This is a genomic window from Streptomyces sp. NPDC111656, from assembly GCF_055656965.1.
Genome location: NZ_JBVKCA010000002.1, coordinates 279,215 through 305,371 on the forward strand (window position 1 = coordinate 279,215; position 26,157 = coordinate 305,371).

22 protein-coding genes are annotated in these 26,157 nt (G+C 70.1%); 17 read left to right on the forward strand and 5 right to left on the reverse strand.

The annotated features are described in order from the left end of the window. Window positions 1–139: 139 nt before the first annotated feature. The 3 genes from xseA (at window position 140) to ACZ7M3_RS06805 (ending at window position 2,493) form a co-directional block, all read left to right on the forward strand. Window positions 140–1,348: an exodeoxyribonuclease VII large subunit gene (xseA, locus tag ACZ7M3_RS06795; RefSeq protein WP_097224875.1), complete on the forward strand. Its 1,209-nt coding sequence runs from the start codon at window positions 140–142 to the stop codon at window positions 1,346–1,348. A 9-nt stretch (window positions 1,349–1,357) separates the two neighbouring features. After that, entirely contained in the window at window positions 1,358–1,615 is a 258-nt protein-coding gene (locus tag ACZ7M3_RS06800; RefSeq protein WP_393012759.1) for an exodeoxyribonuclease VII small subunit, read from the forward strand. 287 nt (window positions 1,616–1,902) lie between these two features. Next, window positions 1,903–2,493: a malonic semialdehyde reductase gene (locus ACZ7M3_RS06805; RefSeq protein ID WP_472061335.1), complete on the forward strand. Its 591-nt coding sequence runs from the start codon at window positions 1,903–1,905 to the stop codon at window positions 2,491–2,493. Between the two features lie 154 nt (window positions 2,494–2,647). Here the strand turns inward: ACZ7M3_RS06805 and ACZ7M3_RS06810 are convergent, their stop codons facing one another. After that, window positions 2,648–3,166 carry a DUF4245 domain-containing protein gene (locus ACZ7M3_RS06810; RefSeq protein ID WP_095852777.1) on the reverse strand — a complete coding sequence of 173 codons (519 nt, stop codon included), beginning with the start codon at window positions 3,164–3,166 and terminating at the stop codon, window positions 2,648–2,650. 125 nt (window positions 3,167–3,291) lie between these two features. On the opposite strand from ACZ7M3_RS06810, the gene glpX reads away from it, so the two are divergent. After that, window positions 3,292–4,326 carry a class II fructose-bisphosphatase gene (gene glpX, locus ACZ7M3_RS06815; protein ID WP_351307212.1) on the forward strand — a complete coding sequence of 345 codons (1,035 nt, stop codon included), beginning with the start codon at window positions 3,292–3,294 and terminating at the stop codon, window positions 4,324–4,326. Window positions 4,327–4,507: 181 nt separating this feature from the next. Here glpX and ACZ7M3_RS06820 read toward each other — a convergent pair whose 3' ends face one another. Next, complete coding sequence (locus ACZ7M3_RS06820) at window positions 4,508–4,879, reverse strand: WhiB family transcriptional regulator (protein ID WP_075028724.1); 372 nt, start codon at window positions 4,877–4,879, stop codon at window positions 4,508–4,510. A gap of 199 nt (window positions 4,880–5,078) precedes the next feature. Then, window positions 5,079–5,771 (reverse strand): DUF1707 SHOCT-like domain-containing protein, encoded by a 693-nt coding sequence (locus ACZ7M3_RS06825; RefSeq protein WP_097224877.1) that lies wholly within the window; start codon window positions 5,769–5,771, stop codon window positions 5,079–5,081. A gap of 177 nt (window positions 5,772–5,948) precedes the next feature. Here ACZ7M3_RS06825 and ACZ7M3_RS06830 point away from each other — a divergent pair, with 177 nt between their 5' ends. The 8 genes from ACZ7M3_RS06830 (at window position 5,949) to ACZ7M3_RS06865 (ending at window position 16,929) form a co-directional block, all read left to right on the forward strand. Then, window positions 5,949–7,619: a fumarate hydratase gene (locus tag ACZ7M3_RS06830; protein WP_388524421.1), complete on the forward strand. Its 1,671-nt coding sequence runs from the start codon at window positions 5,949–5,951 to the stop codon at window positions 7,617–7,619. Between the two features lie 575 nt (window positions 7,620–8,194). Continuing rightward, window positions 8,195–8,698 (forward strand): SH3 domain-containing protein, encoded by a 504-nt coding sequence (locus ACZ7M3_RS06835; RefSeq protein WP_351307217.1) that lies wholly within the window; start codon window positions 8,195–8,197, stop codon window positions 8,696–8,698. Window positions 8,699–9,023: 325 nt separating this feature from the next. After that, window positions 9,024–9,800: a helix-turn-helix domain-containing protein gene (locus tag ACZ7M3_RS06840; protein ID WP_351307219.1), complete on the forward strand. Its 777-nt coding sequence runs from the start codon at window positions 9,024–9,026 to the stop codon at window positions 9,798–9,800. A 109-nt stretch (window positions 9,801–9,909) separates the two neighbouring features. Next, window positions 9,910–11,310, forward strand: a complete 1,401-nt coding sequence (locus tag ACZ7M3_RS06845) for a class II fumarate hydratase (RefSeq protein ID WP_472061337.1) — start codon at window positions 9,910–9,912, stop codon at window positions 11,308–11,310. Between the two features lie 125 nt (window positions 11,311–11,435). Beyond that, the gene (fomD, locus tag ACZ7M3_RS06850; RefSeq protein ID WP_452962937.1) at window positions 11,436–12,128 is read left to right on the forward strand and encodes a cytidylyl-2-hydroxypropylphosphonate hydrolase; all 693 of its coding nucleotides are present in this window, start codon (window positions 11,436–11,438) and stop codon (window positions 12,126–12,128) included. 319 nt (window positions 12,129–12,447) lie between these two features. Then, on the forward strand, window positions 12,448–14,616 hold the full coding sequence (locus ACZ7M3_RS06855; protein WP_472061339.1) for a SpoIIE family protein phosphatase: 2,169 nt from the start codon (window positions 12,448–12,450) through the stop codon (window positions 14,614–14,616). A gap of 133 nt (window positions 14,617–14,749) precedes the next feature. Next, window positions 14,750–16,213 (forward strand): catalase, encoded by a 1,464-nt coding sequence (locus ACZ7M3_RS06860; protein ID WP_472061341.1) that lies wholly within the window; start codon window positions 14,750–14,752, stop codon window positions 16,211–16,213. A gap of 113 nt (window positions 16,214–16,326) precedes the next feature. Further along, window positions 16,327–16,929, forward strand: a complete 603-nt coding sequence (locus ACZ7M3_RS06865) for an SMI1/KNR4 family protein (RefSeq protein WP_472061343.1) — start codon at window positions 16,327–16,329, stop codon at window positions 16,927–16,929. 102 nt (window positions 16,930–17,031) lie between these two features. On the opposite strand, the gene ACZ7M3_RS06870 is transcribed toward ACZ7M3_RS06865, so the two are convergent. Continuing rightward, a complete protein-coding gene (locus ACZ7M3_RS06870; protein WP_472061345.1) occupies window positions 17,032–19,332 on the reverse strand; it encodes a transglycosylase domain-containing protein in 2,301 nt (766 codons plus the stop codon). 447 nt (window positions 19,333–19,779) lie between these two features. On the opposite strand from ACZ7M3_RS06870, the gene ACZ7M3_RS06875 reads away from it, so the two are divergent. From ACZ7M3_RS06875 to ACZ7M3_RS06895, 5 genes are all read left to right on the forward strand, one after another. Next, window positions 19,780–20,673 (forward strand): SPFH domain-containing protein, encoded by an 894-nt coding sequence (locus ACZ7M3_RS06875; RefSeq protein ID WP_472062165.1) that lies wholly within the window; start codon window positions 19,780–19,782, stop codon window positions 20,671–20,673. Next, window positions 20,670–20,939 carry a type II toxin-antitoxin system antitoxin gene (locus tag ACZ7M3_RS06880; RefSeq protein ID WP_472061347.1) on the forward strand — a complete coding sequence of 90 codons (270 nt, stop codon included), beginning with the start codon at window positions 20,670–20,672 and terminating at the stop codon, window positions 20,937–20,939. The genes ACZ7M3_RS06875 and ACZ7M3_RS06880 overlap by 4 nt, the downstream gene beginning before the upstream one ends. Window positions 20,940–21,524: 585 nt before the next feature. Then, complete coding sequence (locus tag ACZ7M3_RS06885; protein WP_067368291.1) at window positions 21,525–22,049, forward strand: PadR family transcriptional regulator; 525 nt, start codon at window positions 21,525–21,527, stop codon at window positions 22,047–22,049. Next, window positions 22,046–22,732, forward strand: coding sequence for an ABC transporter ATP-binding protein (locus ACZ7M3_RS06890; protein WP_472061349.1), 687 nt, complete (start codon window positions 22,046–22,048; stop codon window positions 22,730–22,732). The genes ACZ7M3_RS06885 and ACZ7M3_RS06890 overlap by 4 nt, the downstream gene beginning before the upstream one ends. Continuing rightward, on the forward strand, window positions 22,729–25,077 hold the full coding sequence (locus ACZ7M3_RS06895) for an ABC transporter permease (RefSeq protein WP_472061351.1): 2,349 nt from the start codon (window positions 22,729–22,731) through the stop codon (window positions 25,075–25,077). Before ACZ7M3_RS06890 ends, ACZ7M3_RS06895 begins: the two co-directional genes overlap by 4 nt. A gap of 22 nt (window positions 25,078–25,099) precedes the next feature. Here ACZ7M3_RS06895 and ACZ7M3_RS06900 read toward each other — a convergent pair whose 3' ends face one another. Further along, window positions 25,100–26,074, reverse strand: coding sequence for a LysR substrate-binding domain-containing protein (locus ACZ7M3_RS06900; RefSeq protein WP_472061353.1), 975 nt, complete (start codon window positions 26,072–26,074; stop codon window positions 25,100–25,102). Window positions 26,075–26,157: the final 83 nt, after the last annotated feature.

Consider the following 26,157-nt stretch of genomic DNA (forward strand, 5'->3'; position numbering starts at 1 on the left):
GAGGGGGAGCCGGACGGGGTGAGCGGGACGCGGCCCTCGGGGGGCACGATGTCCGACACGCAGACCACCGCCGGAGCGGCCGACGAGACCGGCGCCGGGTACGGACACCTTGTCAGTGGGGGCCGTTACTCTCGGGCGCATGGCTCTCAACACGTCCGCGGACGCCCCCCTGCCCGTCGGCGAGGTGTCGCGGCTCATCGGAGGCTGGATCGACCGGCTCGGCGCGGTGTGGGTCGAGGGACAGATCACCCAGTTGTCGCGGCGCCCCGGCGCGGGCGTCGTCTTCCTGACCCTGCGCGACCCGTCGTACGACATCTCCGTGAGCGTCACCTGCTATCGGCAGGTGTTCGAGGCGGTGGCGGACGTGGTGAGCGAGGGTGCCCGCGTCGTCGTCCTGGCGAAGCCCGAGTGGTACGCGCCGCGCGGGCAGCTGTCGCTGCGGGCCACCGAGATCAAACCGGTCGGCGTGGGGGAACTCCTCGCGCGACTCGAGCAGTTGAAGAAGTCCCTGGCGAGCGAGGGGCTGTTCGCGGCCGACCGCAAGAAGGCCCTGCCGTTCCTGCCGCAGCTCATCGGGCTGGTGTGCGGGCGGGCGTCCGCCGCCGAGCGGGACGTGCTGGAGAACGCGCGGCACCGCTGGCCTGCCGTCCGCTTCGAGGTGCGCAACGTCCCCGTGCAGGGGGTGCACGCGGTGCCGCAGGTCGTGCAGGCCGTGAAGGAGCTGGACGCGCTCGACACCGTGGACGTGATCATCGTGGCGCGCGGCGGCGGCAGCGTGGAGGACCTGCTGCCGTTCTCGGACGAGCAGCTCGTACGGGCGGTCGCGGCCTGTCGTACGCCGGTCGTGTCGGCCATCGGGCACGAGCCCGACAACCCGTTGCTGGACTTCGTGGCCGACCTGCGCGCGTCCACGCCGACGGACGCGGCCAAGAAGGTCGTACCGGACGTCGGGGAGGAGTACGAGCGGGTGCGGTTCCTGCGGGACCGGGCGCGGCGGAGCGTCCAGTCCTTCATCGAGCGGGAGGAGCGCGGGCTCGCGCACGCGCTGGCCCGGCCCTCGATAGAGGATCCGCACCGGATGGTCGATGAGCGCGCCGACCAGGTCACCGCGCTGCTGGACCGCGGGCGGCGCACGCTCGGGCATCTGCTCGACCGCGCCGACTCGGAGTTGACGCACACCCACGCGCGTGTGGTGGCCCTCTCCCCCGCCGCGACCCTGCAACGGGGGTACGCGGTGCTCCAGAAGGCCGACGGTCATGTGGTCCGGGACCCCGACGAGGTCGCGGCGGGCGAGGCGCTGCGGGCGCGGGTCGCCGAGGGTGAATTCACGGTACGAGTCGATGCATAGGGTGGGCGCATGACCAGCAAGGTGGACGAAGCGCTCGGGTACGAGCAGGCGCGGGACGAGCTGATCGAGGTCGTACGCCGCCTGGAGGCGGGCGGCACGACGCTCGAGGAGTCACTGGCGCTCTGGGAGCGGGGCGAGGAGCTGGCGAAGGTCTGCCGCCGCTGGCTGGAGGGCGCTCGGGCCCGCCTGGACGCGGCGCTGGCCGAGGAGGAGTCGGAGAGCGGGGACAAAGACGGGCACGGTGACGGGGGCCGCGACTCCGAGTGACGTCATGACGTTCGCTCCCTTTCGCAGCCGGTGACACCCGGCGACATCCCCAGTGACACCCGGCCGCCGTCCCGCTCGGTGACGGCGGCCTCGTCGTTCCCCGGAACCCTGGCCTGACGCCCGGAAGCGACCTCGTTCCCCCTCACTGTTCCCCCTCGCTCCTTCTCACTCCCTGTGAAGCGGATCACCTCACCCCGTTTTTGGTTGAACCTTAAACCTCCTCCCCGTACTGTCGACATCGCCAACCGATCCCCCCGGATCCACCGCACATCCCGAGAAGGTTTCTGATGTCTCTCGTTCTTGACCCCACCGCCCAGGACCTGCTGTTCCGCGAGGCCCGTACCGCCAACACGTTCACCGACGAGCCGGTGACCGACGAGCAGGTGCAGGCGATCTACGACCTGGTCAAGTACGGCCCGACCGCCTTCAACCAGTCGCCGCTGCGCATCACCCTGGTCCGCTCCGCCGAGGCCCGCGAGCGCCTGGTGCAGCACATGGCCGAGGGCAACCAGCCCAAGACCGCCACCGCCCCGCTGGTCGCGATCCTCTCCGCGGACAACGAGTTCCACGAGGAGCTCCCCGCCCTGTTCCCGCACTTCCCGCAGGCCAAGGACGTCTTCTTCGCCGAGCGCCCGGCCCGTGAGGGTGCCGCCTCGCTGAACGCCGCCCTGCAGGCCGCGTACTTCATCATCGGCGTCCGCGCCGCCGGCCTCGCCGCCGGCCCGATGACCGGTCTCGACTTCGCGGGCGTCCAGAAGGAGTTCCTGGACGACGACCACACCCCGCTGATGGTCGTCAACATCGGCAAGCCGGGCGAGGACGCCTGGTTCCCGCGTTCCCCGCGCCTGGAGTTCGACCAGGTCATCACGACCGTCTGAGCCCCCGCGTACGCCCCGGCGCGTACGCGCGTGAGACGAGAAGGGCCCCCGGCAATGGCGCCGGGGGCCCTTCTCATGCGCGTACACGGACGTATTACGGGACGCATCACGACGTCACAGCATTACGACGTCACAGCATTACGACGTCACGACGTCACGACGTCTTCAGCGCCTCCGCCATCTTCGTCAGCTGCCCGAACGACGCCGTCCCGGTCACCACGGTGGTCGCCCCCTTGGCCTTGAGCACCAGGGCGTCGTACTTGTCGCCCTCGTACCGCTGCCACGTCGCGTCACCGATCCGCTGGGTGGCCTTCGTCTCCTTGGCGCCCTGGCTGGCCGAGTCGACGAAGGCGGCCGCGGGCTGAGTCGACTGCTCGACCGCCACGTACTGACCGTCGGGGTCGTGGAAGCCCAGGTGCCAGGCATCGAACTCGGTGCCGTCGTAGCGCACCGAGGTCGCCTTCCACGCCGTCGGCAGACCCACGGGTGCCGCCACGGGATACGACGCCGCGCGGCGCGCCGTGAGCAGCTCGACGCGGTAGTCGACGCGCTTGAGAGGAGGCGCGGAGTCGTCGTGCGGGATGAAGATGTAGATCACGCCCGCCATGAGCCCGATCAGACCCAGGGAGAGGAGCATGTCCCGGACGCTCTGCTTGCCTTTCGTACCTGCCACGCCCCTATCGTCGCAGGTGCCCTGGCCTGCTCATCCGTGGGGCCCCCTGCTCATTTTGTCAGCCTGACGATAGAGTCGGGGCACACCCTCATCCGGCCGTCGTCGTATCAGAAAGGTGCGTCTCGATGACCGAGAATCATCAGCTGCCGTCCGAACTCGAGGTCCCTTCCGAGGCCCCCGACCGAAATCTCGCCCTGGAACTGGTCCGGGTCACCGAAGCCGCCGCGATGGCCGCGGGCCGCTGGGTAGGCCGCGGCGACAAGATCGGTGCCGACGGCGCCGCCGTCCGGGCCATGCGGACCCTCGTCTCCACCGTCTCGATGAACGGCGTCGTCGTCATCGGTGAAGGCGAGAAGGACGAGGCCCCGATGCTCTTCAACGGGGAGCGCGTGGGCGACGGGACCGGTCCCGAGTGCGACATCGCCGTCGATCCGATCGACGGCACCACGCTCACCGCCAAGGGCATGGAGAACGCGATCGCGGTGCTGGCCGCCGCCGACCGCGGCACCATGTTCGACCCGTCCGCGGTCTTCTACATGGACAAGCTGGTCACCGGGCCGGAGGCCGCCGACTTCGTCGACATCAACGCGCCCGTCTCGGTGAACATCCGCCGGGTCGCCAAGGCCAAGAAGTCCTCGCCCGAGGACGTCACCGTCGTGATCCTCGACCGGCCGCGCCACGAGGGGATCATCAAGGAGATCCGCGAGACCGGCGCCCGGATCAAGCTGATCTCCGACGGCGACGTCGCGGGCTCGATCCTCGCGCTGCGCGAGGGCACGGGCATCGACCTGCTCCTCGGCGTCGGCGGTACGCCCGAGGGCATCATCTCCGCCTGCGCCGTGAAGTGCCTGGGCGGCACCATCCAGGGCAAGTTGTGGCCCAAGGACGACCAGGAGCGACAGCGCGCGCTGGACGCCGGGCACGACCTCGACCGTGTGCTGCTCACCGACGACCTGGTCTCCGGCGAGAACGTGTTCTTCGTCGCCACCGGGATCACGGACGGGGAACTGCTGCGCGGGGTGCGGTACCGGGCGGAGACCGCGACCACCGAGTCGATCGTGATGCGGTCCAAGTCGGGTACGGTGCGCCAGATTCGGTCGGAGCATCGGCTGAGCAAGTTGCGGGCGTACAGCGCGATCGACTTCGATCGCGCCAAGTAGCTCCACGGGGGCGCTCCGCGGGGAGTGCCGGGGAACCGCGGGTTGCGGGTCACTGCGGGTGCGTCGTGACCGGTCGCGCCCACGCGGCGGAGCCGCAAATGTCACAGCCCCGCGCCCCTTACGGGGCACGTGCAAAGGGGCCTGCCCTGTGCGGAGGGCGGCCCCTTTGGCGTACGTGCGGTCAGCCGGCTGCGGCTATCGTGCCGCGGGCGGCCTTCTTGAGTTCCAGGTCGCGGCGGCGGCGCCGGGCGAGCACCACGCGGCGCTCGGCGGCGGTGAGGCCGCCCCACACCCCGTACGGCTCGGGTTGCAGCAGCGCGTGTTCGCGGCACTCGACCATCACGGGACAGCGGGCGCAGACGCGCTTCGCCGCCTCCTCGCGGGACAGCCGGGCCGCCGTGGGTTCCTTGGAGGGCGCGAAGAACAGGCCGGCCTCGTCCCTGCGGCACACCGCCTCCGTGTGCCATGGGGCTTCCTGATCCCTGTCCCGCACTGGCGCCCGCTGGGCCGGAACGGCAGCTACCTGCAGGGACTGATGCGGCGGTTGCAGCACGGTCTACTCCTGACGACGGCTTCGCGGGCGTGCCGGGCACCGGGGGAAGTCCCACAGCGCCCTCCAAGAGGCGATGCAGCAAGCCCTACCCGCTGTGCGCGCGCCTATGCACTGAGTTCCCGAGAGCGGAGCCGGTCGTTCAAAACGGGGCGCGGGTGAGTGGACCAATGCGCCCCGCGCGCCGTCGCGTTCACAGGCGTCAACGGTCGAGGTGCTTGCGCAAAGTCCTGTCCACGCGGTCCATCGTGCGGTCGAGGATGTCGGCGACGAGCTTGCCGCGCTTGGGCCGCGCCTCGATGTTCCCCAGCACCGCGAAGCCTTCGACGTAGACCACGGGAGCGTCGGGGTCGCCCCCGTCCGTGGTGTGCGTCTCGAAGTTGCCGAGGACGCCGCCGCCGCTGCCGCGCAGCGAGACGTTCTCCGGGACCTTGATCTCGACGTTGCCGAAGACCGAGATCGCCTTGATCACGACCTGTTGGTACTCGAAGATCGCCTCGCTGAGGTCGATGTCGACGGAGCCGAAGACGGCGTACGCGTGGATGCGGCGCCCGGCGCGCCAGCGGCCCTTGCGCACGGCGGCGCTGAACACCGCCACCACGTTCTCGTCGGCCTCCGCCGGGATGCCGCCCGGCTGGGGGCGGTTGGGCACGGACGTGTACGCGGGGGTCGCGCGGCCCGCGCGCGCGGCGGGCAGGTCCTGGACGAACCGGTCGAGCTCTCCCACCGTCTTCGTGGCCAGCACCCCCTCGATCCGCTCGGCGTGCTCGTCGGCGGTGAGGCGCCCCTCGGCGAGGGCATCGCGCAGAATGTCGGCGATCCGGTCACGGTCGGCGTCGGAGGCCCGGAGTTCGGCGTCGGAGGCCCGGGTTTCGGTGCGCTTCTGAAGGTCCACGACAGCAGCGTACCCAAACGCGATAGATCGCGACTACCCCTTCTCCCGACCTGTGGAAAACCGCCCCCTCGCGCCAACTGAGCCTTACCTCACAGACTCGGCGTCCGCGTCAGGTTCTACGCTGGTGGACGCTGCCAATGGAGGCATGCCGCTGTCTGTCGAGTGAGGAATGGGCTAGTGCCTGAGTTCGCGTACACCGATCTGCTCCCCCAGGGAGAGGACACCACCCCGTACCGGCTGGTGACCTCCGAGGGTGTCTCCACCTTCAAGGCCGACGGGCGCACCTTCCTCAAGGTCGAGCCGGAGGCGCTGCGCAAGCTCGCCGCGGAGGCCATCCACGACATCCAGCACTATCTGCGACCCGCGCACCTGGCGCAGCTGCGGCGCATCATCGACGACCCCGAGGCGTCCGGCAACGACAAGTTCGTCGCCCTGGACCTGCTGAAGAACGCGAACATCGCGGCCGCCGGCGTGCTGCCGATGTGCCAGGACACCGGCACCGCGATCGTCATGGGCAAGCGCGGGCAGAACGTGCTCACCGAGGGCGGCGACGAGGAGGCCCTCTCGCGTGGCATCTACGACGCGTACACCAAGCTGAACCTGCGCTACTCGCAGATGGCTCCGCTCACCATGTGGGAGGAGAAGAACACCGGGTCGAACCTTCCGGCGCAGATCGAGCTGTACGCGACCGACGGCGGCGCCTACAAGTTCCTGTTCATGGCCAAGGGCGGCGGTTCGGCGAACAAGAGCTTCCTGTACCAGGAGACGAAGGCCGTTCTGAACGAGGCCTCCATGATGAAGTTCCTGGAGGAGAAGATCCGTTCGCTGGGCACGGCCGCCTGCCCGCCGTACCACCTGGCGATCGTGGTCGGCGGCACGAGCGCCGAGTACGCCCTGAAGACCGCGAAGTACGCCTCCGCGCACTACCTGGACGAGATTCCGGCCGAGGGCTCGGAGCTCGGTCACGGCTTCCGGGACAAGGACCTGGAGCAGAAGGTCTTCGAGCTGACCCAGAAGATCGGCATCGGCGCGCAGTTCGGCGGCAAGTACTTCTGTCACGACGTGCGCGTGGTGCGTCTGCCGCGGCACGGCGCGTCCTGCCCCGTCGCGATCGCGGTGTCCTGCTCCGCCGACCGTCAGGCCGTCGCGAAGATCACCGCCGAGGGCGTGTTCCTGGAGCAGCTGGAGACCGACCCCGCGCGCTTCCTGCCGGAGACCACGGACGAGCACCTGGACTCCGCCGGGGACGACGTCGTCCGGATCGACCTGAACCAGCCGATGGACGACATCCTCGCGGAGTTGACGAAGTACCCGGTCAAGACCCGGCTCTCGCTCTCCGGCCCGCTCGTCGTGGCGCGCGACATCGCGCACGCCAAGATCAAGGAGCGGCTGGACGCGGGCGAGGAGATGCCGCAGTACCTGAAGGACCACCCGGTGTACTACGCCGGTCCGGCCAAGACCCCCGAGGGTTACGCGTCGGGTTCGTTCGGCCCCACCACCGCCGGCCGCATGGACTCCTACGTGGAGCAGTTCCAGGCCGCGGGCGGCTCCAAGGTGATGCTCGCGAAGGGCAACCGTTCCGCGCAGGTCACGGGCGCCTGTGACGCGCACGGCGGCTTCTACCTCGGCTCCATCGGCGGCCCCGCCGCGCGGCTCGCCCAGGACTGCATCAAGAAGGTCGAGGTCGTCGAGTACGAGGAGCTCGGCATGGAAGCCGTCTGGAAGATCGAGGTCGAGGACTTCCCGGCGTTCATCGTCGTCGACGACAAGGGCAACGACTTCTTCCAGGATCCCGCCCCGGCCCCGACGTTCACGACGATCCCGGTGCGGGGGCCCGGGCTGTCGTAAGTCCTCGGGTGCGGCGGGGACACTTCTCGCCCCCGCCGCCCCTACCCGTCCCCTCCCCCGGGGGCTCCGCCCCTCCGACCCCGCCGGGGCTGCGCCCCGGACCCCGCTTCGGCCCTGGACGGCCTCGTCCTCGAACGCCGGACGGGCTGAGTGGTGCCGTCCGACGAACAAGTCGAACGACTCTTCCAGGACCCGGCGCCCCAGCCGACGTTCACCTCGATCCCGGTTCGGGCCCCTGGGCCGGCGTAGCGCCCGCGGTGCGGCGGGGACGGCCCGCGGCGGAGCCGCTGATGGATTCAGCGCCCCCCGCCGCCCCTACCCGTCCCGTCCCCAGGGGCTCCGCCCCTTCGACCCCGCTGCCCGCGTCGATTCCGGTGCGGGCCCCTGGGCCGACGTAGCGTCCCGGGACGTCAGAGGCGGGTGTTCGCTGCCCGGGCGCGTCCCGCCACGCCCCGATGCTGTCCCACTTCGTCCCAGGAACGAGTGGGACAGCATTTTTGTGAGCTTTGCCGGAAACCCTCCGTCATGACCGGATCACAGCCTGTGGTCCGCAGGTCATCTCGGAGGGAAATCCCATGATTGGTCGCACTTTGCGCAACGGCCTGGTGGCCGCGATCGCGGCTGTCGCCGTCTTCCCGGTGACAGCCGTCGCCTCCGCCGCCCCGGCCGCCCCACACGTTCCCGGCCGGGGCGCCGCATCCTCGCCGGTCGCGTCGTCGAGCTGGTACCCGGCGTCCCCGCAGTCCTCGATCCCCGGCCTCCAGCGTGCCCCGCACACCCTGCCACTGGCCCCGAGGCACCACCACAAGCACTACGCGATCACCCACGCCCGGCACCACCTCACCCGGCACGTCCTGGGCCGGGTGACGACCCACCACATGCGTCTGCACGTCCGGTCCGGCCCGGGTACCGGCTACCGGATCGTCGGCTCACGGCGGGCCGGCCACGTGGTGACTCTCGTCTGCAAGAAGAGCGGTTCCTCCGTCATGGGCAACTCCCGCTGGTACAAGCTCGCCCACGGCCGGGGCTACGTCTCCGCCCACTACGTCCGCAACAGCCGCGCCGTCCGCTGGTGCTGACGAACACCTCGCCGCTCGCCTCCTGACGTCCGACGCCGGCCGGCGGGGCGCGGTCCGCCCCGCCGGTCGGTAGGACAAGTCGATCAGCCGACGACCCCACTCCCCTGACGAAACAGCAGGTCAACTCACCTTCATATTCGGTTCGCATTCGGGCGATCGGGGTGTGCCCGGGCGCCTTGCGAGGGAACACATCAGGGCGGTCACCCCGGCAGGGCGAGGGAGCGAGAGGAAGAGCCACGTGAGGGTCAAGAGACAGCCGCTGCCCGACTCGTTGGACGAGACAGAACACAGCAAGACGGTAGGTACAAGAACAGAACATATGGAAATGGAGGACATCGACGAGGAGCAGCTGCTGATGGAGCGGCTCCGGTGCCTCAAGCAGCGGACGGGGCTGAGTCTGGCCGCGCTGGCCTCCGTGACCCCGTTCAGCAAGTCGACCTGGCACCGCTACCTGAGCGGTGATCAGTTTCCGCCGCGCTCGGCGGTCGAGTCGCTCGGCCGCCTGGCGGACACCGACCCGGGTCCCCTTCTCTCCCTGTGGGACGCCGCGTCCCGGGCCCAGTCCAGGGCGGCGACCCCGCCCCTGGGGGCCCCGGTCCCACAGGCCGCGGTTCCGGACGCGCCGGTTCGGGGCCGGCGCGTCCGGGGGTCCAACCGGGCCGTCATCGCCCTCGCGGCGATGGCGGCCACGGTGGTGGTCACCGCGGGCGCCACCGACGTCCTCGACCCCGACCAGCCCGTGGCCCCCGCCAGCACCTTCTGCCGGGGCCACGGCTGCCAGGGGCAGTTCCCGACCTCCGAGGTCTGCGGCCGTGACGCGCGTACGGAGAGCACCGTCACGCGCGCCGGGCAGGTCGTGCTGCTGCGTTTCTCCCCCTCGTGCGCGACGGTCTGGTCGGAGGTCCGCACCAGGACCGGCGGGGCGCGGGAGATCTCGATCAGATCGGACCAGGACGAGCTGTCCGCCGCCTACCCGGGCGACCCCTCGGACGGCTACAGCAGCCCGATGCTGGCCGCGTCGAGCCCTCGCGGGGCGGAGGCCTGCGCCAAGGTCGGCGGGACGTCGGCGTGCACCGGCCCGCTCGGCGGCTCGCGGACCTGACTCCCGGGGAGAGCGGCTCACGGAGTTGAGTTCCCGGGAGAAACGGGAGCCGCCTTGCCGGGAACACGGGGCACGTCCGCGATGCTGTCCCCACTGGAGGTGATCGTCGATGGCCGACGAACAGGCAGCCCCGTACCGGATCGAGCACGACTCCATGGGTGAGGTCAGGGTGCCCGCGGACGCGAAGTGGCGGGCCCAGACCCAACGGGCCGTGGAGAACTTCCCCATCTCGGGTCAGCGTCTGGAGCGCGCGCACATCGAGGCGCTGGCGCTGATCAAGGGCGCGGCAGCCAGGGTCAACGCGAAGCTGGGGGTGGTCGACAAGGACGTGGCCGAGGCCGTCCAGGAGGCGGCGGCCGAGGTCGCCGAGGGTCGCTGGGACGCGCACTTCCCGGTGGACGTCTTCCAGACGGGTTCCGGAACGTCCTCCAACATGAACACCAACGAGGTCATCGCCACGCTCGCGACCGAGCGGCTCGGCAGGGACGTACACCCCAATGACCATGTGAACGCCTCGCAGTCGTCGAACGACGTGTTCCCGTCCTCGATCCACATCGCGGCCACCGCCGCCGTCACACGGGATCTCGTTCCGGCCCTGGAACACCTCGCGGCCGCCCTGGAGCGGAAGGCCGAGGAGTTCGCGGACGTCGTGAAGTCGGGGCGTACGCATCTCATGGACGCCACGCCGGTGACGCTCGGGCAGGAGTTCGGGGGGTACGCGGCGCAGGTGCGGTACGGCGTCGAGCGCCTCCGGGCCTCGCTGCCCCGGCTCGCCGAACTGCCGCTCGGTGGGACCGCTGTGGGCACCGGGATCAACACGCCGCCCGGGTTCTCCGCGGCCGTCATCGCGGAGGTGGCGCGGGCCACCGGGCTGCCGCTCACCGAGGCCCGTGACCACTTCGAGGCACAGGGCGCGCGGGACGGGATCGTCGAGACGAGCGGGCAGCTGCGGACCATCGCGGTCGGGCTGACGAAGATCGCCAACGATCTGCGGTGGATGGCGTCCGGTCCGCGCACCGGGCTGGCCGAGATCAGCCTGCCCGACCTCCAGCCCGGCTCCTCGATCATGCCCGGCAAGGTGAATCCCGTCATTCCCGAGGCGGTGCTGATGGTCGCGGCCCAGGTGATGGGCAACGACGCGACGGTCGCCGTCGCCGGGGCCGCCGGCAACTTCGAGCTGAACGTCATGCTTCCGGTCATCGCGAAGAACGTCCTGGAGTCGATCCGTCTCCTCGCCAACGTCTCGCGCCTGCTCGCCGACCGCACCGTCGACGGGATCGTCGCCCACCGCGAACGGGCCCGCGAGTACGCCGAGTCCTCGCCGTCGGTCGTGACACCGCTCAACAAGTACATCGGCTACGAGGAGGCCGCCAAGGTGGCCAAGAAGGCACTGGCGGAACGCCGGACGATCCGCCAGGTCGTCCTGGATTCCGGATACGTGGAGCGCGGTGACCTCACCCTGGAACAGCTGGACGAGGCGCTCGATGTCCTGAGGATGACGCATCCGTAAACGGCGTTCACCCCCGGATGACCTTGGAAGCCATGGGGTGACGCCTTCGTTACGTCATTCGCTCCATGACGCGAACCGTGACGCGCACCGCAGCGTCGTATGCCTGTGGCACCTAATATCTGGTCATGGCAGAGGGTGGAGCGGTGAGGCGAGTGGCGGCGGGCGGGTCGACGGTGTACTGGGCCCCCGGGAGTCACATTCTGTGGCGGTACCGGGAGAACGCCGGTGAGCACTTCCACATCTGCCGCCCCGTGACCGTCGTACGGGACGACGAGGAACTGCTCGCGGTGTGGATGGCGCCCGGCACCGAGTGCGTGAAGCCCGTGCTCGCCGACGGTACACCGGTGCACGGAGAACCGCTGGAGTCCCGCTACACCAAGGCGCGAACGGTGCAGCGGGGCCGCTGGTTCGGCAACGGGGTGCTGAAGCTGGCGCGGCCCGGCGAGCCCTGGTCGGTGTGGCTGTTCTGGGAACCGGGCTGGCGGTTCAAGAACTGGTACGTGAACCTGGAGGCGCCGCTCGCCCGTTGGGAGGGCGGGGTCGACTCCGAGGATCACTTCCTGGACATCTCCGTGCACTCGGACCGCAGTTGGCACTGGCTCGACGAAGACGAGTTCGCACAGGCGCAACGGGCCGGATTGATGGATACTCAACTGGCCGCACAGGTAAGACAGGCAGGGCACTGCGCGGTGGAGGTGATCCGTGCCTGGGGCGCGCCGTTCTCGGACGGCTGGCAGCACTGGCGCCCGGATCCCGCCTGGCCGGTTCCTTCCCTGCCGGACGACTGGGACCGTACGCCCGCGCACGTGTCCTCATGAGACCCTTGATGCGCCCCCGTGGTACAACCGTAGGATCGTCCTCCGCAAGGGCGCACAGCAGCAACTCCCGCAGCATGCGCTGGGCTTGACCATACGTCACCGAGGGGCGGCAGGACGTGAGCGAGGGGTACGAGGGCCACGGCGGTACGGTCGGCGGACGGCCCACCGGGCCGCACAGGGCGTTCGGCCCGACGACGGCGTTCACGTCGACGACGGGCAGGCCCCGTCCTGACGACGCGCAGAATCCGTTCCCGGGACACACATTCCGGGTATCGGGGCTGCGGGACGAACTGCACGCACGGCGCGCAGCCCCGGACGGATGGATTCGACACGCGTGACGGAGCACCCCACCTCGCACGAGCGCCGCCAGAGCGGCGCCGGCCGGCCCTCCACCCCCGCGGACCCCCGCGGGGCGCTCCTGCGTACCCCGGAGCCGCAGCGCGCGCCCGGCGCCTTACCCGCACAACCCGCCCGCACCGGCGACGCCGCGCCCACCGGTTCCGCTCCGAGCACGCCCTACGGCCAGCACGGATCGTCCGCCACCCAGGCGTCGGCGAGCACCGACACACCGTCGCCCTCGGGCACCGGCGCGTCCACGCCGCCGCCCGCCTCTCCCGGCCCCGAGCACTCCCAGCCCTCGGCCAGCGAGCCCGACGCGCACCGCCCGCGCCCGGCTCCCGAGGGCATCCCGGCCCAGCCGGGCGTGGAGGGCGACCGGCCGTCCGGGAACTCCACGGGCACGGACCGGCGTACCGGGCAGGGGCTGCCGCACGCGGGCCCGATGCCGATGCGTCGGGACGGGGACCGGCTGCGCTTCGTGGGCGCGGCGACCCGGCGGATCGCCCGCGGCATCGACCTGGACGAGATCGTCATGGGGCTGTGCCGGGCCACCGTGCCGACCTTCTCGGACGCGATCCTCGTCTATCTGCGCGACCCGCTGCCGGTCGGCGACGAGCGGCCCACCGGGCCCCTCGTGCTGCGACTGCGGCGCACCGACCGGATCCCCGAGGAGCGCGACACCGACAACGGCTTCATGCCCGCGCTGCGGCCCGAGCCGAACGAACTTTCGGCGATGACGGCCGAGCTGTGCGAGGTGCGCCCCGGCGGCGCCCTCGCCGAGGTGCTGCGCGGCGTGCGCCCGGTCTTCGCGGACGCGCCCGCCGCCCGGGCCGCGCTGCCCGAGCTGCTTGGCGACGAGCTGATCGTGCCCACCGGCCAGCGCGCGATCCTCGCCCCGCTGCGCGGGCGGCGCCGGGTGATCGGCGCGGCGCTCTTCGTACGCCGCCCCGAGCGGATGGCGTTCGAGACCGACGATCTGCTGGTCGCGGCCCAGCTCGCCACGCACAGCGCGCTCGGCATCGACAAGGCGGTGCTCTACGGCCGCGAGGCCTACATCGCCGACGAGCTGCAGCGCACCATGCTGCCCGAGACGCTGCCGCGCCCCACCGGAGTGCGGCTGGCCTCGCGCTATCTGCCGGCCGCGGAGACCGCCCGGGTCGGCGGCGACTGGTACGACGCGATCCCGCTGCCGGGCAGCCGTGTCGCCCTCGTCGTCGGTGACGTCATGGGCCACTCGATGACCTCGGCCGCGATCATGGGCCAGCTGCGCACCACCGCGCAGACCCTCGCCGGGCTCGACCTGCCCCCGCAGGAGGTGCTGCACCACCTGGACGAGCAGGCCCAGCGCCTGGGCACCGACCGCATGGCGACCTGCCTGTACGCCGTCTACGACCCGGTCGCGCACCGGATCACCATCGCCAACGCGGGCCATCCGCCGCCGGTGCTGCTGCACCTGGGCGGCCGGGCCGAGGTGCTGCGGGTGCCGCCGGGCGCCCCCATCGGCGTAGGAGGAGTGGATTTCGAGGCGGTCGAGCTGGACGCGCCCGCCGGGGCGACGCTCCTGCTGTACACGGACGGCCTGGTCGAATCGCGCCTCAGGGACGTGTGGACCGGCATAGAGCAGCTGCGCGAGAAGCTCGCCGCCACCGCGCAGCTCACCGGCCCGGACCATCCGCCACCACTGGAAGCGCTCTGCGACGAGGTGCTGGACATGCTCGGTCCGGGCGACCGGGACGACGACATCGCGCTGCTCGCCGCCCGCTTCGACGGGATCGCGCCGAGCGATGTGGCGTACTGGCACCTGGAGCCGGAGGACGCGGCCCCCGGGCGGGCCCGGCGTCTGGCCCGCCGGGCGCTGTCCCGCTGGGGTATGGAGGACATGAGCGACTCCGTGGAGCTGCTCGTCAGCGAGGTCGTCACCAACGCCGTGCGCTATGCGTCACGACCGGTCACCCTCCGTCTGCTGCGCACGGACGTGCTGCGCTGCGAGGTGGGCGACGACGTGCCGCAGCTGCCCAGGCTGCGGCAGGCGCGCGCCACGGACGAGGGCGGGCGTGGCCTGTATCTGGTCAACAAACTGGCCAGACGGTGGGGCGCCACGCGCCTGAGCACCGGAAAGGTGGTCTGGTTCGAACTGAACCGGGGCTGAATGGGCCGGGGGCCGAGGGGTACGCGATCCGTCTCGCCCCACGGCGGCCCGGTTGCCGACATCCTGTCGGCAGAGTTGACTGCTGAGGTGAGCGAAGCGATCTGAAGACTCTCTTTATGACGGGAGGACGCTCGTGACGCAGACACCCCAGAAGGCTCCGTACACCACGAACAACGTCGGCATTCCGGTGGAGAGCGACGAACACTCGCTGACCGTCGGTCCCGACGGCCCGATCCTGCTCCAGGACCACTACCTCATCGAGAAGATGGCGCAGTTCAACCGGGAGCGGGTCCCCGAGCGGGTGGTGCATGCCAAGGGCAGTGGCGCATACGGGTTCTTCGAAGTAACGAACGATGTCAGTCAGTTCACCAAGGCCGACCTTTTCCAGCCGGGCAAACGCACCGAAATGCTGGCCCGTTTCTCCACCGTGGCCGGCGAACAGGGGTCGCCCGACACCTGGCGCGACCCGCGCGGTTTCGCGCTCAAGTTCTACACCGAGCAGGGCAACTACGACCTGGTGGGCAACAACACCCCGGTCTTCTTCGTCCGTGACACGATCAAGTTCCAGGACTTCATCCGCTCGCAGAAGCGCCACCCGGCGACCGGGCTGCGCAGCAACGACATGCAGTGGGACTTCTGGACCCTCTCGCCCGAGTCGGCACACCAGGTGACCTGGCTGATGGGCGACCGGGGCATCCCGAAGACGTACCGCAACATGAACGGCTACGGCTCCCACACCTACATGTGGATCAACGGCGCCGGTGAGAAGTTCTGGGTGAAGTACCACTTCAAGACCGACCAGGGCATCGACTTCCTCACCCAGGCGGAGGCCGACGAGCTGGCCGGGTCGGACGCGGACAAGCACCGCCGGGACCTGTACGAGTCGATCGAGTCCGGGAACGCGCCGAGCTGGAGCCTCAAGGTCCAGATCATGCCGTTCGAGGACGCGGCGGACTACCGTTTCAACCCCTTCGACCTGACCAAGGTCTGGCCGCACGGGGACTATCCGCTGATCGACGTCGGCCGGATGACCCTCGACAGGAACCCCGAGGACTACTTCATCCACATCGAGCAGGCCGCCTTCGAACCGTCCAACCTGGTGCCGGGCATCGGCCCCTCACCGGACAAGATGCTGCTCGGCCGGCTGTTCTCCTATCCGGACACACACCGGTACCGGATCGGCCCGAACTACGCCCAGCTGCCGCCGAACCGCCCGCACGCCCCGGTGAACTCGTACGCCAAGGACGGCCCGATGCGCTACGAGCCGTCGCTCGCGGCGCGCCCGTACGCGCCCAACTCCTACGGCGGCCCCGCGGCCGACTTCTCCCGCTTCGGCGACCCGGTGAGCTGGGAGGCCACGGGCGAGCTGGTGCGCGAGGCGTACAAGCTGCACCGCGAGGACGACGACTGGGGCCAGCCGGGCACGATGGTCCGCCAGGTCCTCGACGACGCGGCCCGCGGCCGCCTGGTCTCGAACGTCAGCGGCCACCTGAAGGCCGACGTCTCCCGCCCGGTCCTGGACCGCGCCCTGCAGTACTGGCGCAACATCGACAAGGAACTGGGCGATCGGATCGCCCACGACGTCAACGGAGGCTGAGCGCCCGGGTATGCGGTGCGTGGCGCCCGAGGTGGAATCGATCCGACTCCACCTCGGGCGCCACGCGCTTGTGGCGTTGTAGGGGCGGCAGCATCCGGACGTGAGGACGAACCGTGCAGCTTCAAAACGTACTGAACCGTCTCGACCGGTGGCTGGAAGTCAACGCGCCGGATGATTTCAGCACGTTGAACCCGCCCGCGACGGCGTCGGAAATCGATGCGATCACCGAGGACAGGTTCCAGCTCGTCCCCGAGATCCGGACGTGGCTGGAGCATCACAACGGCGTATCGACCCACTTCCGGCACAGCGGCCCCGGCGGCTTCATTCCGGGCGGCCACTATCCGGTCGACGCCGAGCGCATGCTGCTCGGCCGGCGGGACATGGAGCAGGACGTGGCGTGGAGCCAGGAGGACGACAACGCGGACTTCGTCGTGGGCCGGACGGCTCATGTGAAATGGGTGCCCCTCAGCAGTACGCACGTCGGCACGCAGCTGATCGTGGACCATCGCGAGGGGTCGGCGTACGGCGCCGTCCTGGAGATCGACCAGGATCTGGAACTGTGGGGGGTCGTGCGCTGGAAGAGCCTGTCCGAGATGTTCCAGGAGACACTCGAATCCCTGGAGACCGGACGGCCCGTCGTCACGGCGATCGGCAGGGAGATCCGTCCCGAGACGGTCCGCGAGTCGGACGGTACGAGCAACGTCGTCTGGACGTGACGTGGGAGGGCCCACCGAGTAGTAGTCGACAGCGGCCGGACGCCACGCCCGGTGGGTCACCGGGCGCCCTTCTCCTTCGGCCCTGGCGGGCCTTTTTGACGGTTACTGCTGGTTGTTCGGGTTGAACGGGTCCTCTGGTGTGATCTCGTCGGTCGGGGTCTCCGCCGGAGTGGTCGGGGGCGTCGTCGCCGGGGTGGTCGGGGGCTCGGACGTCGGGGTCGGCGGCGCGCTGGTGGTGGGCGGCTCGCTCGTCGGCGGCTCGGTGGTCGGGGTCTGCGACGGCGTCTCGCTCGGCGTCTCGCTGATCGTCGGCGGGGTGGTGGGCGCCATCGCCGCGCCCTGGGTGGTGTCCAGGTCGAAGGTGGTGACGCCGCCCATCGCGTTGAAGGTGTACGCCGCCCATATCTGGGCCGGGAAGCCGCCGCCGTTGACACGGCCGCCGCCCGCGGCGCCCTTCAGGGAGACCTGCGTACCCTGCTTGACCACCTTGCCGGCGCTGTCCTTGCGGTCCTTGGGAACCTCTCCGAACAGACCGACCGAGGTGACCAGGTTCGGCGTGTACCCGGTGAACCAGGCCGACTTGTTGTTGTCGGACGTACCGGTCTTGCCGGCGACCTGCTGGTCGTTGCGGTCGACCGCCTGAGCCACCGAGACCTGGGCCGTACCGTCGTTGACCACGCCGGTGAGCACCGAGGTGACCGTGTCGGCCGCCTGGGAGCTGATGACCGGATCGCCGATCGGGTTCGGGAAGTCGACCGTACGGTCCTTGTGCTCGGCCGAGGCGACGAGGGCCGGGGTGACCTTCCGGCCGTGGTTGTCGAGGGTCGCGTAGATGCCGGCCATCTCCAGCGGGCTCGCGCCCATGGTGCCGAGGGTCTGCGCGGGCACCGCCTGCACGCCCTTGGTGTCCATGCCGAGCTTGCCGGCGACCTTGAGGACCTCGTCCATGCCGACGTCGACGCCCATCTGCGCGAAGACGGAGTTGATGGACTTGTTCATCGCGGTCTGGACGGTGACGTCGCCGTAGTCCTGGTCGTCCTCGTTGGGCGGCGCGAAGCCGATGCTGCTGCCCTCGACGGAGCGACCGCTGGTGCCGTCGTAGACCGTGTCCGCCGTGATGTCCTGGCCGTCCTGCGTCTTGGCCTGCTCGTCCAGGGCCGCCGCGAAGATCAGCGGCTTGAAGGTGGAGGCGGGCTGATAGTCGCGGCGCGTCGCGTTGTTCACGTAGTGCTTGAAGTAGTCCTCGCCGCCGTACATCGCCACGACCTTGCCGGTCTTGGGGTCGACGGACGCAGCACCGGCCTCGACATCACCGTCGACCTTGCGCTTCTTGGCGTCCAGCTTGCCGGTGAGCTTCGTCTTGACGGCGACTTCCAGCTGCGTCTGCTTCTTCTTGTCGATGTTGAGCGTGATCGTCCAGCCACCCGCGTCGACCAGCGCCTTGGCGTCTTCGTAGTTGGCGGCGGCCCCCTGGGCCACGAGCCGGTTGGCCAGCGCGCTGTTGGCCGAGTCCACCAGGTATCCGGTCTGGCCCTCCATGCCGGGCACGCCCTTGGGGTCCTGCGGGACCGGGAACTTCGCGGTCGCGCGCTTGGCGGCGGGCAGCCAGCCCTCCTCGACCATGTTGTTGAGGGTGTAGTTCCAGCGGGCCGTGACCAGCCGCTTGCCGGTGTCCGTGGCGACACCCCAGTCGTACTGGCTCGGGGCCTGGAGCAGCGAGGCGAGGTACGCGCCCTGCTCGACCGTGAGGTCGCTCGCGTCCTTGCCGTAGTACGCCTGGGCCGCCGCCTGGATGCCGTAGGAGTTGCGGCCGTAGTAGCTGGTGTTGATGTAGCCCGCGAGGATGTCGTCCTTGGACTGCTGACGGTCCAGCTTCAGCGAGATGACCAGTTCCTTCAGCTTGCGCGTGACGGTCTGGTCCTGGGTGAGGTAGTAGTTCTTGACGTACTGCTGGGTGATCGTCGAGCCACCCTGCTTGCCCTTGCCGGACAGGGTGTTGATCAGACCGCGGGCCGTGCCCTTGAGGTCCACGCCGGCGTCCTTGTAGAAGGACTTGTTCTCCGCGGCGACGAAGGCCTTCTGGACGTCCTTGGGCACCTTGTCCAGGCCGACGATCTCGCGGTTGACCTTGCCGGTTCGGGCGAGCGTGCTGCCGTCGCTGTACTTGTAGATGTTGCTCTGCTGCGTGGCGGCCGCGTTGCCCTGGGGTATGGACACCACCATGTAGAGCACGACGAAGGCGCCCATGCCGAGCAGACAGAATCCCAGGAAGGTGCCGAGGATCGTCTTCCAGTTCACGAACCGGCGTATGCCGGTGCGGCGTGGCTTTCCTCCGGACGAGGGCATGGCCGCCGCGCGGCGGCCACCGTGCTGCCGCGCTCGTCTCTCTTCCGCTCGTCCCATGGCTGCGTCCGCTCCGCTCGCTCTCGTGTCGCGCTCTCTTGTACGCGTGTCCTGCCGCGTTCACTCACGCGCTCGGGTGTCGCGTTCGTGTTCGCGCGTCACACAGGTTCGCCGCTGAGGTCAGCTCAGCAAACTAACACCACGCGCTATGACAAAGGGCTGCCGATCCGGTCTTTTGCGGACGTGACAATCAGCACGTACCACTCAGGACATCGCATCCGCCCCATCTCAATCGACGTGCGGGAGGGGTGGAAGGTTGTCGTGCCGGGTAAAGTGATATCACTTAGATAGGCCTGGATGGCCATGGACGGGCGGGGGCCATACGGGCTTCCGCCGTACGTACGACAACGGGGGGCACCCATGCCGGAACACGACTCCACTCCCAACGGCTCGACCGCCGGCGACTCGACTCCCGGCGACGCCTCGGCTCTCGCGGAGATCCCGCGGATGCCCGATCCGCGGGTACGGGAGTTCGTCGCGCACAGCATCGGCGGCGGGCTCGCGCTGCTGTTCGGCCTGGTCGGGCTGCTGCTCGGCGCCGGCGCGATCGCGGCCGCCACGACGGTCGACGCCGGCGGGGCCAAGGCCGCGCTGATCGTCCCCGGCATCCTGATCGGCCTCGCCGCGTTCATCGCGATGTGCGGGCTGAACACGGTGGCGCCCGGTGAGGCGCGGGTCGTCCAGCTCTTCGGGCGGTACCGGGGGACGGTCCGCCAGGACGGGCTGCGCTGGGTGAACCCCCTCACCTCCCGCACCAAGATCTCGACCCGGGTCCGCAACCACGAGACCGCCGTCCTCAAGGTCAACGACGCCTACGGCAACCCGATAGAGCTCGCGGCGGTCGTGGTCTGGAGGGTCGAGGACACCGCGCAGGCCACCTTCGAGGTCGACGACTTCCTGGAGTTCGTCGCCACACAGACCGAGGCTGCCGTACGGCACATCGCGATCGAGTACCCCTACGACGCCCACGACGCGGACGGTCTCTCGCTGCGCGGCAACGCCGAGGAGATCACCGAGAAGCTCGCCGTCGAACTGCACGCGCGCGTGGAGGCGGCCGGGGTCTCGATCATCGAGTCGCGCTTCACGCATCTCGCGTACGCTCCCGAGATCGCCTCCGCGATGCTTCAGCGCCAGCAGGCCGGGGCGGTGGTCGCGGCGCGGCGGGAGATCGTGGACGGGGCGGTCGGGATGGTCGAGGCCGCGCTCGCCCGGATCGCCGAGCGGGACATTGTGGAGCTGGACCCCGAGCGGAAGGCGGCGATGGTGTCGAACCTGTTGGTGGTGTTGTGCGGTGACCGGGCTCCGCAGCCCGTCCTGAACACGGGGTCCCTCTACCAGTGACGGATCCCTCCGAGGGTTCGGTCCCCGAGCGTCGGCCACAGCCGCGGCAGCCGCAGCCGCGTAAGCAGGTTCTGCTGCGGCTGGATCCGCTTGTCCATGAAGCGCTGGCCCGGTGGGCGACGGATGAGCTGCGCTCGGCCAATGCGCAGATCGAGTATCTGTTGCGGCGGGCGCTCGCGGAGGCGGGGCGGTTGCCGGGTGGGGCGGGGCCGATTCCACGACGGGGTCGACCGTCCGCTCCCACGACGGACGCGACGGAGGAGTAGTCACCGCCGGGCCCCTCTCCCCGCCGCGTCCGCCTGTCTGCTGCGTGCGGGTGGGTGGGTGGGTGGGTGGCTGGTCGCGCCGCTCCCCGCGCCCCTCAAAGCCGGAGGTCGCCCATCGCCTGCAGGCCGGTGGGGGCTGATCGCGCCGTTCCCCGCGCCCCTCAAAGCCGGAGGTCGCCCATCGCCTGCAGGCCGGTGGGGGCTGATCGCGCCGTTCCCCGCGCCCCTGGAGGCCGGAGGTCGCTCGTCGGCTGCGGGTCGGTGGGGGCCGGTCGCGCCGTTCCTCGCGTCCTTGAAAGCTTCGGATCGCCCGGTGTTCCAGGGCGAGGACGGAGGCCGTTCGCCCACCCGCCTCGGGCCGCACCTTTCAGCCCGTCCGGCGTTTGAGGACGAGGCCGTTCAGGCCGATGCGGGGGGCTGGGGGCGCAGCCCCCAGGGATGGGACGGGTAGGGGCGGCGGGGGCGAGGGAATCGTGGTGACGGAACCGTGACAATCGGGCGTGACCTGCACGGACGCAGGGTCCACCATGATCTATTCGCGGCGTGTATACGTGCCGTGTATACGCCGTGTGTAGAGTGCTCGACATGTCCATCGGTCACACCCTCCTAGGACTCCTGGAGTCCGGGCCCCGCCACGGTTACGACCTGAAGCGGGCCTTCGACGAGAAGTTCGGTCACGACCGGCCGCTGCACTACGGCCAGGTCTACTCGACGATGTCGCGGCTGCTCAAGCACGGACTCGTCGAGGTCGACGGGATAGAGGCGGGCGGCGGCCCGGAGCGGAAGCGGTACGCGATCACCGACGCCGGGATCACCGACGTCCAGCAGTGGCTCGCGACGCCGGAGAAGCCCGAGCCGTATCTGCAGTCGACCCTCTACACGAAGGTCGTCCTCGCGCTGCTCACCCACCGCGACGCGTCCGAGATCCTCGACACGCAGCGATCCGAGCACCTGCGGATGATGCGCATCCTGACGGACCGCAAGCGCAAGGGCGACCTCGCCGACCAGCTGATCTGCGACCACGCCCTCTTCCATCTGGAGGCCGACCTGCGGTGGCTGGAACTCACCGCCGCGCGCCTCGAAAAACTCGCCGAGGCGGTAACCCGATGACCCCCGCAGGCTCCCTGCTCACGGCCCACGACCTGCGCAAGGCGTACGGCCCCACCAACGCCCTCGACGGCGCCGAGTTCTCCATCCACCCGGGCGAGGTCGTCGCCGTGATGGGCCCCTCCGGCTCCGGCAAGTCGACCCTCCTGCACTGCCTGGCCGGCATCGTGACACCGGACTCCGGGTCCATCGTCTACAACGGCCAGGAAATGGCGACCATGAACGACGCCCAGCGCAGCGCGCTGCGGCGCAGCGAGTTCGGGTTCGTGTTCCAGTTCGGGCAGCTCGTTCCCGAACTGACCTGCGTCGAGAACGTCGCCCTCCCGCTGCGCCTCAACGGCACCGGGCGCAAGGACGCCGAGCGAACCGCCCTGTCCTGGATGGAACGTCTGGAGGTCGACGACCTCAAGGGCAAGCGCCCGGGCGAGATATCCGGCGGCCAGGGACAGCGGGTCGCCGTGGCCCGGGCACTGGTCACCAGCCCGCGCGTACTCTTCGCGGACGAGCCCACCGGAGCACTCGACTCCTTCAACGGCGAACGCGTGATGGATCTGCTCACCGAGGCGGCCCGCTCGACCAACGCCGCCGTCGTCCTCGTCACGCACGAGGCACGGGTGGCCGCCTACTCGGACCGCGAGATCGTCGTACGCGACGGAAAGTCCCGAGACATGGAGCGGATCGTATGAGCGCGGCTCCCAACGTCCGGCAGTGGTCCAGAGACCTGGCCATGGGCGCCAAGTTCGCCTTCACCGGCGGACGCGAGGGCTGGATGCGTGCGGTCCTCACGGCCGTCGGGGTCGGGCTCGGCGTCGCGCTGCTGCTGCTCACCACGGCGCTGCCGAGTGCGATCCAGGCCCGCAGCGACCGCGAGAAGGCCCGTACGGACATCACGTTCACCGATGTGGGCATACCCAAGGCGTCCGATCGGACCCTTCTCGTCGCGGCCGTCGACGACACCTACCGCGACAAGGACATCCGCGGACGCGAGGTGCAACCCGAGGGGGCCCGGGCGCCGCTGCCGCCGGGGGTGAAGAAGATCCCGGCGCCGGGCGAGATGGTGGTCTCCCCCGCGCTGGCGGACCTGCTGAAGTCCGACAGCGGGAAACTGCTGCGCGAGCGGCTGCCCTACCGCACCATCGGCACCATCGGGGAGCCCGGTCTCGTCGGCGCGAGCGAACTCAGCTTCTACGCGGGCGCCGACAACCTCGCCCCGAGGATCGACGGCTCCAGAGTGACCCGTATCGACCACTTCGGGGAGCCCCTCGGACCGCCCGACGAACTGGACCCGGTACTCCTCCTCCTGATCATCGTCGTCTTCGTGGTGCTGCTGCTGCCGGTCGGTGTCTTCATCGCCGCGGCCGTGCGCTTCGGCGGCGAGCGGCGCGACCGGCGGCTCGCGGCACTGCGCCTGGTCGGCTCCGACAGCCGGATGACCCGGCGGATCGCCGCGGGCGAGGCCCTCTCGGGCGCCGTCCTCGGGCTCGCCTTCGGCACGGTCTTCTTCCTGCTGGCCCGTCAACTGGCGGGATCCGTCGAGATCTTCGGCAAGAGCGTGTTCCCGAGCTATCTGAACCCCACGCCCGCACTGGCCGCCCTGGTCGCCGTCGCGGTGCCCGCGGCCGCGGTCCTCGTCACCCTGCTCGCACTGCGCGGGGTCGTCATCGAGCCGCTCGGAGTGGTCCGTGCGGCCAAGCCCGCGCGGCGCCGGCTGTGGTGGCGACTGCTGCTGCCGATCGGCGGACTCGCGATGCTCTACCCGATGATCGGCAAGGGCAACACCAGCGGAAACTTCAACCAGTACCTGGTGATCGGCGGTGTCCTGCTGCTCCTGATCGGCGTCACGGCGCTGCTGCCCTGGATCGTCGAAACGGTCGTCGCCCGGCTCGGATCCGGCTCGGTGTCCTGGCAACTCGCCATCCGCAGACTCCAGTTGAGCAGCGGGACGGCGGCCCGCATGGTCAACGGCATCGCGGTCGCGGTGGCCGGCGCCATCGCCCTGCAGATGCTGTTCGCCGGGGTCGAGGGCGACTACACCAAGGACACGTCGAACGACCTCGAGCGGGCACAGATGCAGGTCCGCCTCCCGTACGACGTCCCGCTCGACCAGGCCCGCGAGCAGTTCGCGCGGACCAAGGGCGTGCGACAGGTCACCGCGATCGGCACCGGTTCGCTGGGCGACAAGAAGCGGAACCCCAATACGGCCACGAGCGTGACCGTCGGCAACTGCGCGTCGCTGCGCGAGGTGGCCACTCTGAAGACGTGCCGCGACGGCGACGTCTTCCTCGTCAAGGGCCCCGACAGCGACCTGGACGCGGCGAAGCTCGGCAAGCCCGGCCGAACCCTCTACATCGACCCCTCCTACGACGAGAGCTTCAGGGGCAGGCAGGCCGCCTGGACCGTACCGCAGGACATCAAGGAAGCCCGGGTCCGCACGGACGCGACGAACGGTCTGGGCGGCGGCATCCTGTTCACCCCGAGCGCGCTGCCGGCCGGGGCCGCACAGGCGATCGAGGGCGACGCCTACCTGCAGATCGACCAGTCGACACCGGACGTCTACGATCTCGTTCGCAACACCACGGCGAAAGTCAGCCCGCTGGCCCACGCCTGGACCTGGGCGTCGACCGAGCAGGACAACCGCTACACCTCCATCCGCACCGGCCTGTCCGTCGGCGCGGCCTGCGTCCTGTTCCTGATCGGCGCGAGCCTGCTGGTCTCCCAGCTGGAACAGCTGCGCGAGCGAAAGAAACTGCTCTCCGTCCTGGTCGCCTTCGGCACTCGACGCCGCACGCTGAGCCTGTCGGTGCTCTGGCAGACGGCGATCCCGATCGCGCTGGGTCTGTTGCTCGCTTCCGTGGTCGGCGTGACCCTGGGCGTGGTCCTGCAGAAGATGACGAGCGTCTCGGTGCGCGTGGACTGGCCGAGCCTGCTGTCGATGACCGGCATCGGCGCGGGAGTCGTCCTGCTGGTGACCGCACTCAGCCTGCCACCGCTGCTGCGGCTGATGCGTCCGGACGGCCTGCGCACCGAGTGACGGGGCCCGTGGGCCGGGGCGCTCAGGCGTCCCGGCCCCACACCCGTACCGGCAGGGGTCGCAGCGCTTCCCGGAGCGCTGCGGCCAGTTCTTCGTACTCGCCGCCGCGCGCGGCCCCGGCGCGCATCGCCAGCGCGATCCGCCGGGTCGGCGCCGGGTCCGCGAAGTAGCCGGTGAGGAGCTGGTTGCTGCGGGTCGTCTCGACCTTGACGGCGGTGCGCGGCAGCAGGGTGCAGCCGAGGCCGCCGGCGACGAGCTGGACCAGGGTGGACAGGCCCGCGGCCGTGGTGGTGACCGGCGCGTCCTCCCGGCCCGCCTCGCGGCAGATGTCGAGGGCCTGGTCGCGCAGGCAGTGCCCCTCGTCGAGCAGGAGCAGGTTGAGCTCGCGCAGGGCTTCGCGGGGGATTCCCTCCCGGCCGCCGAGCGAGTGGTCGAGGGGGGTTACGAGCACGAAGTCCTCGTCGAACAGCGGGAGTTCGGTCATGCCGGGCACACCGAGGGGGACGGCGAGCAGCAGCAGGTCGAGACGGCCGGAGGTCAGCCCGTCGAGGAGGTTGGCCGTCTGCTCCTCGTGGACCTGGAGGTCGAGGTCCGGGTAGCGGTCGTGGACCAGGTTGAGGACGGTGGGCAGGAGGTAGGGCGCGACGGTGGGGATGACGCCGAGGCGCAGCGCCCCGGTGAACGGCGCCCGTACCGCCTCCGCCTCCTCCATGAGCGCGCCGACCTCGGCCAGTACCGCCTTCGCGCGTACGGCGAGACGCGCGCCGGCGGGTGAGAGCAGCACCTTGCGGGTCGTACGCTCCAGGAGGGTCACGCCGAGTGTCTCCTCCAGGACGGATACCGCGCCCGACAGCGCGGGCTGGCTCATGCCGATCGCGGCGGCCGCGTCACGGAAGTGCAGGTGCTCGGCCACGGCGGCGAAGGCGCGCAGCTGGGCGAGGCTCGGCTGACGGCGCCCGTTCCCCTTGGAGCTTGCGTTGCCCATCGGGCTGGCCATGGCCGTACCTCTTACTCATAGTCACTGATAGTTTCAGTCAATCAACACGACCGAGTGTAGCTATTTCCGTAATCAATGCAGCG

Excerpts from the sequence above, each read along its gene's own strand:
- xseA (WP_097224875.1), top strand. The coding sequence starts at position 140 with ATGGCTCTCAACACGTCCGCGGACGCCCCCCTGCCCGTCGGCGAGGTG.
- ACZ7M3_RS06800 (WP_393012759.1), top strand. The coding sequence starts at position 1,358 with ATGACCAGCAAGGTGGACGAAGCGCTCGGGTACGAGCAGGCGCGGGAC.
- ACZ7M3_RS06805 (WP_472061335.1), top strand. The coding sequence starts at position 1,903 with ATGTCTCTCGTTCTTGACCCCACCGCCCAGGACCTGCTGTTCCGCGAG.
- glpX (WP_351307212.1), top strand. The coding sequence starts at position 3,292 with ATGACCGAGAATCATCAGCTGCCGTCCGAACTCGAGGTCCCTTCCGAG.
- ACZ7M3_RS06835 (WP_351307217.1), top strand. The coding sequence starts at position 8,195 with ATGATTGGTCGCACTTTGCGCAACGGCCTGGTGGCCGCGATCGCGGCT.
- ACZ7M3_RS06840 (WP_351307219.1), top strand. The coding sequence starts at position 9,024 with ATGGAGGACATCGACGAGGAGCAGCTGCTGATGGAGCGGCTCCGGTGC.
- ACZ7M3_RS06845 (WP_472061337.1), top strand. The coding sequence starts at position 9,910 with ATGGCCGACGAACAGGCAGCCCCGTACCGGATCGAGCACGACTCCATG.
- fomD (WP_452962937.1), top strand. The coding sequence starts at position 11,436 with ATGGCAGAGGGTGGAGCGGTGAGGCGAGTGGCGGCGGGCGGGTCGACG.
- ACZ7M3_RS06855 (WP_472061339.1), top strand. The coding sequence starts at position 12,448 with ATGGATTCGACACGCGTGACGGAGCACCCCACCTCGCACGAGCGCCGC.
- ACZ7M3_RS06870 (WP_472061345.1), bottom strand. The coding sequence starts at position 19,332 with ATGGGACGAGCGGAAGAGAGACGAGCGCGGCAGCACGGTGGCCGCCGC.
- ACZ7M3_RS06875 (WP_472062165.1), top strand. The coding sequence starts at position 19,780 with ATGCCCGATCCGCGGGTACGGGAGTTCGTCGCGCACAGCATCGGCGGC.
- ACZ7M3_RS06885 (WP_067368291.1), top strand. The coding sequence starts at position 21,525 with ATGTCCATCGGTCACACCCTCCTAGGACTCCTGGAGTCCGGGCCCCGC.
- ACZ7M3_RS06890 (WP_472061349.1), top strand. The coding sequence starts at position 22,046 with ATGACCCCCGCAGGCTCCCTGCTCACGGCCCACGACCTGCGCAAGGCG.
- ACZ7M3_RS06895 (WP_472061351.1), top strand. The coding sequence starts at position 22,729 with ATGAGCGCGGCTCCCAACGTCCGGCAGTGGTCCAGAGACCTGGCCATG.
- ACZ7M3_RS06900 (WP_472061353.1), bottom strand. The coding sequence starts at position 26,074 with ATGGCCAGCCCGATGGGCAACGCAAGCTCCAAGGGGAACGGGCGCCGT.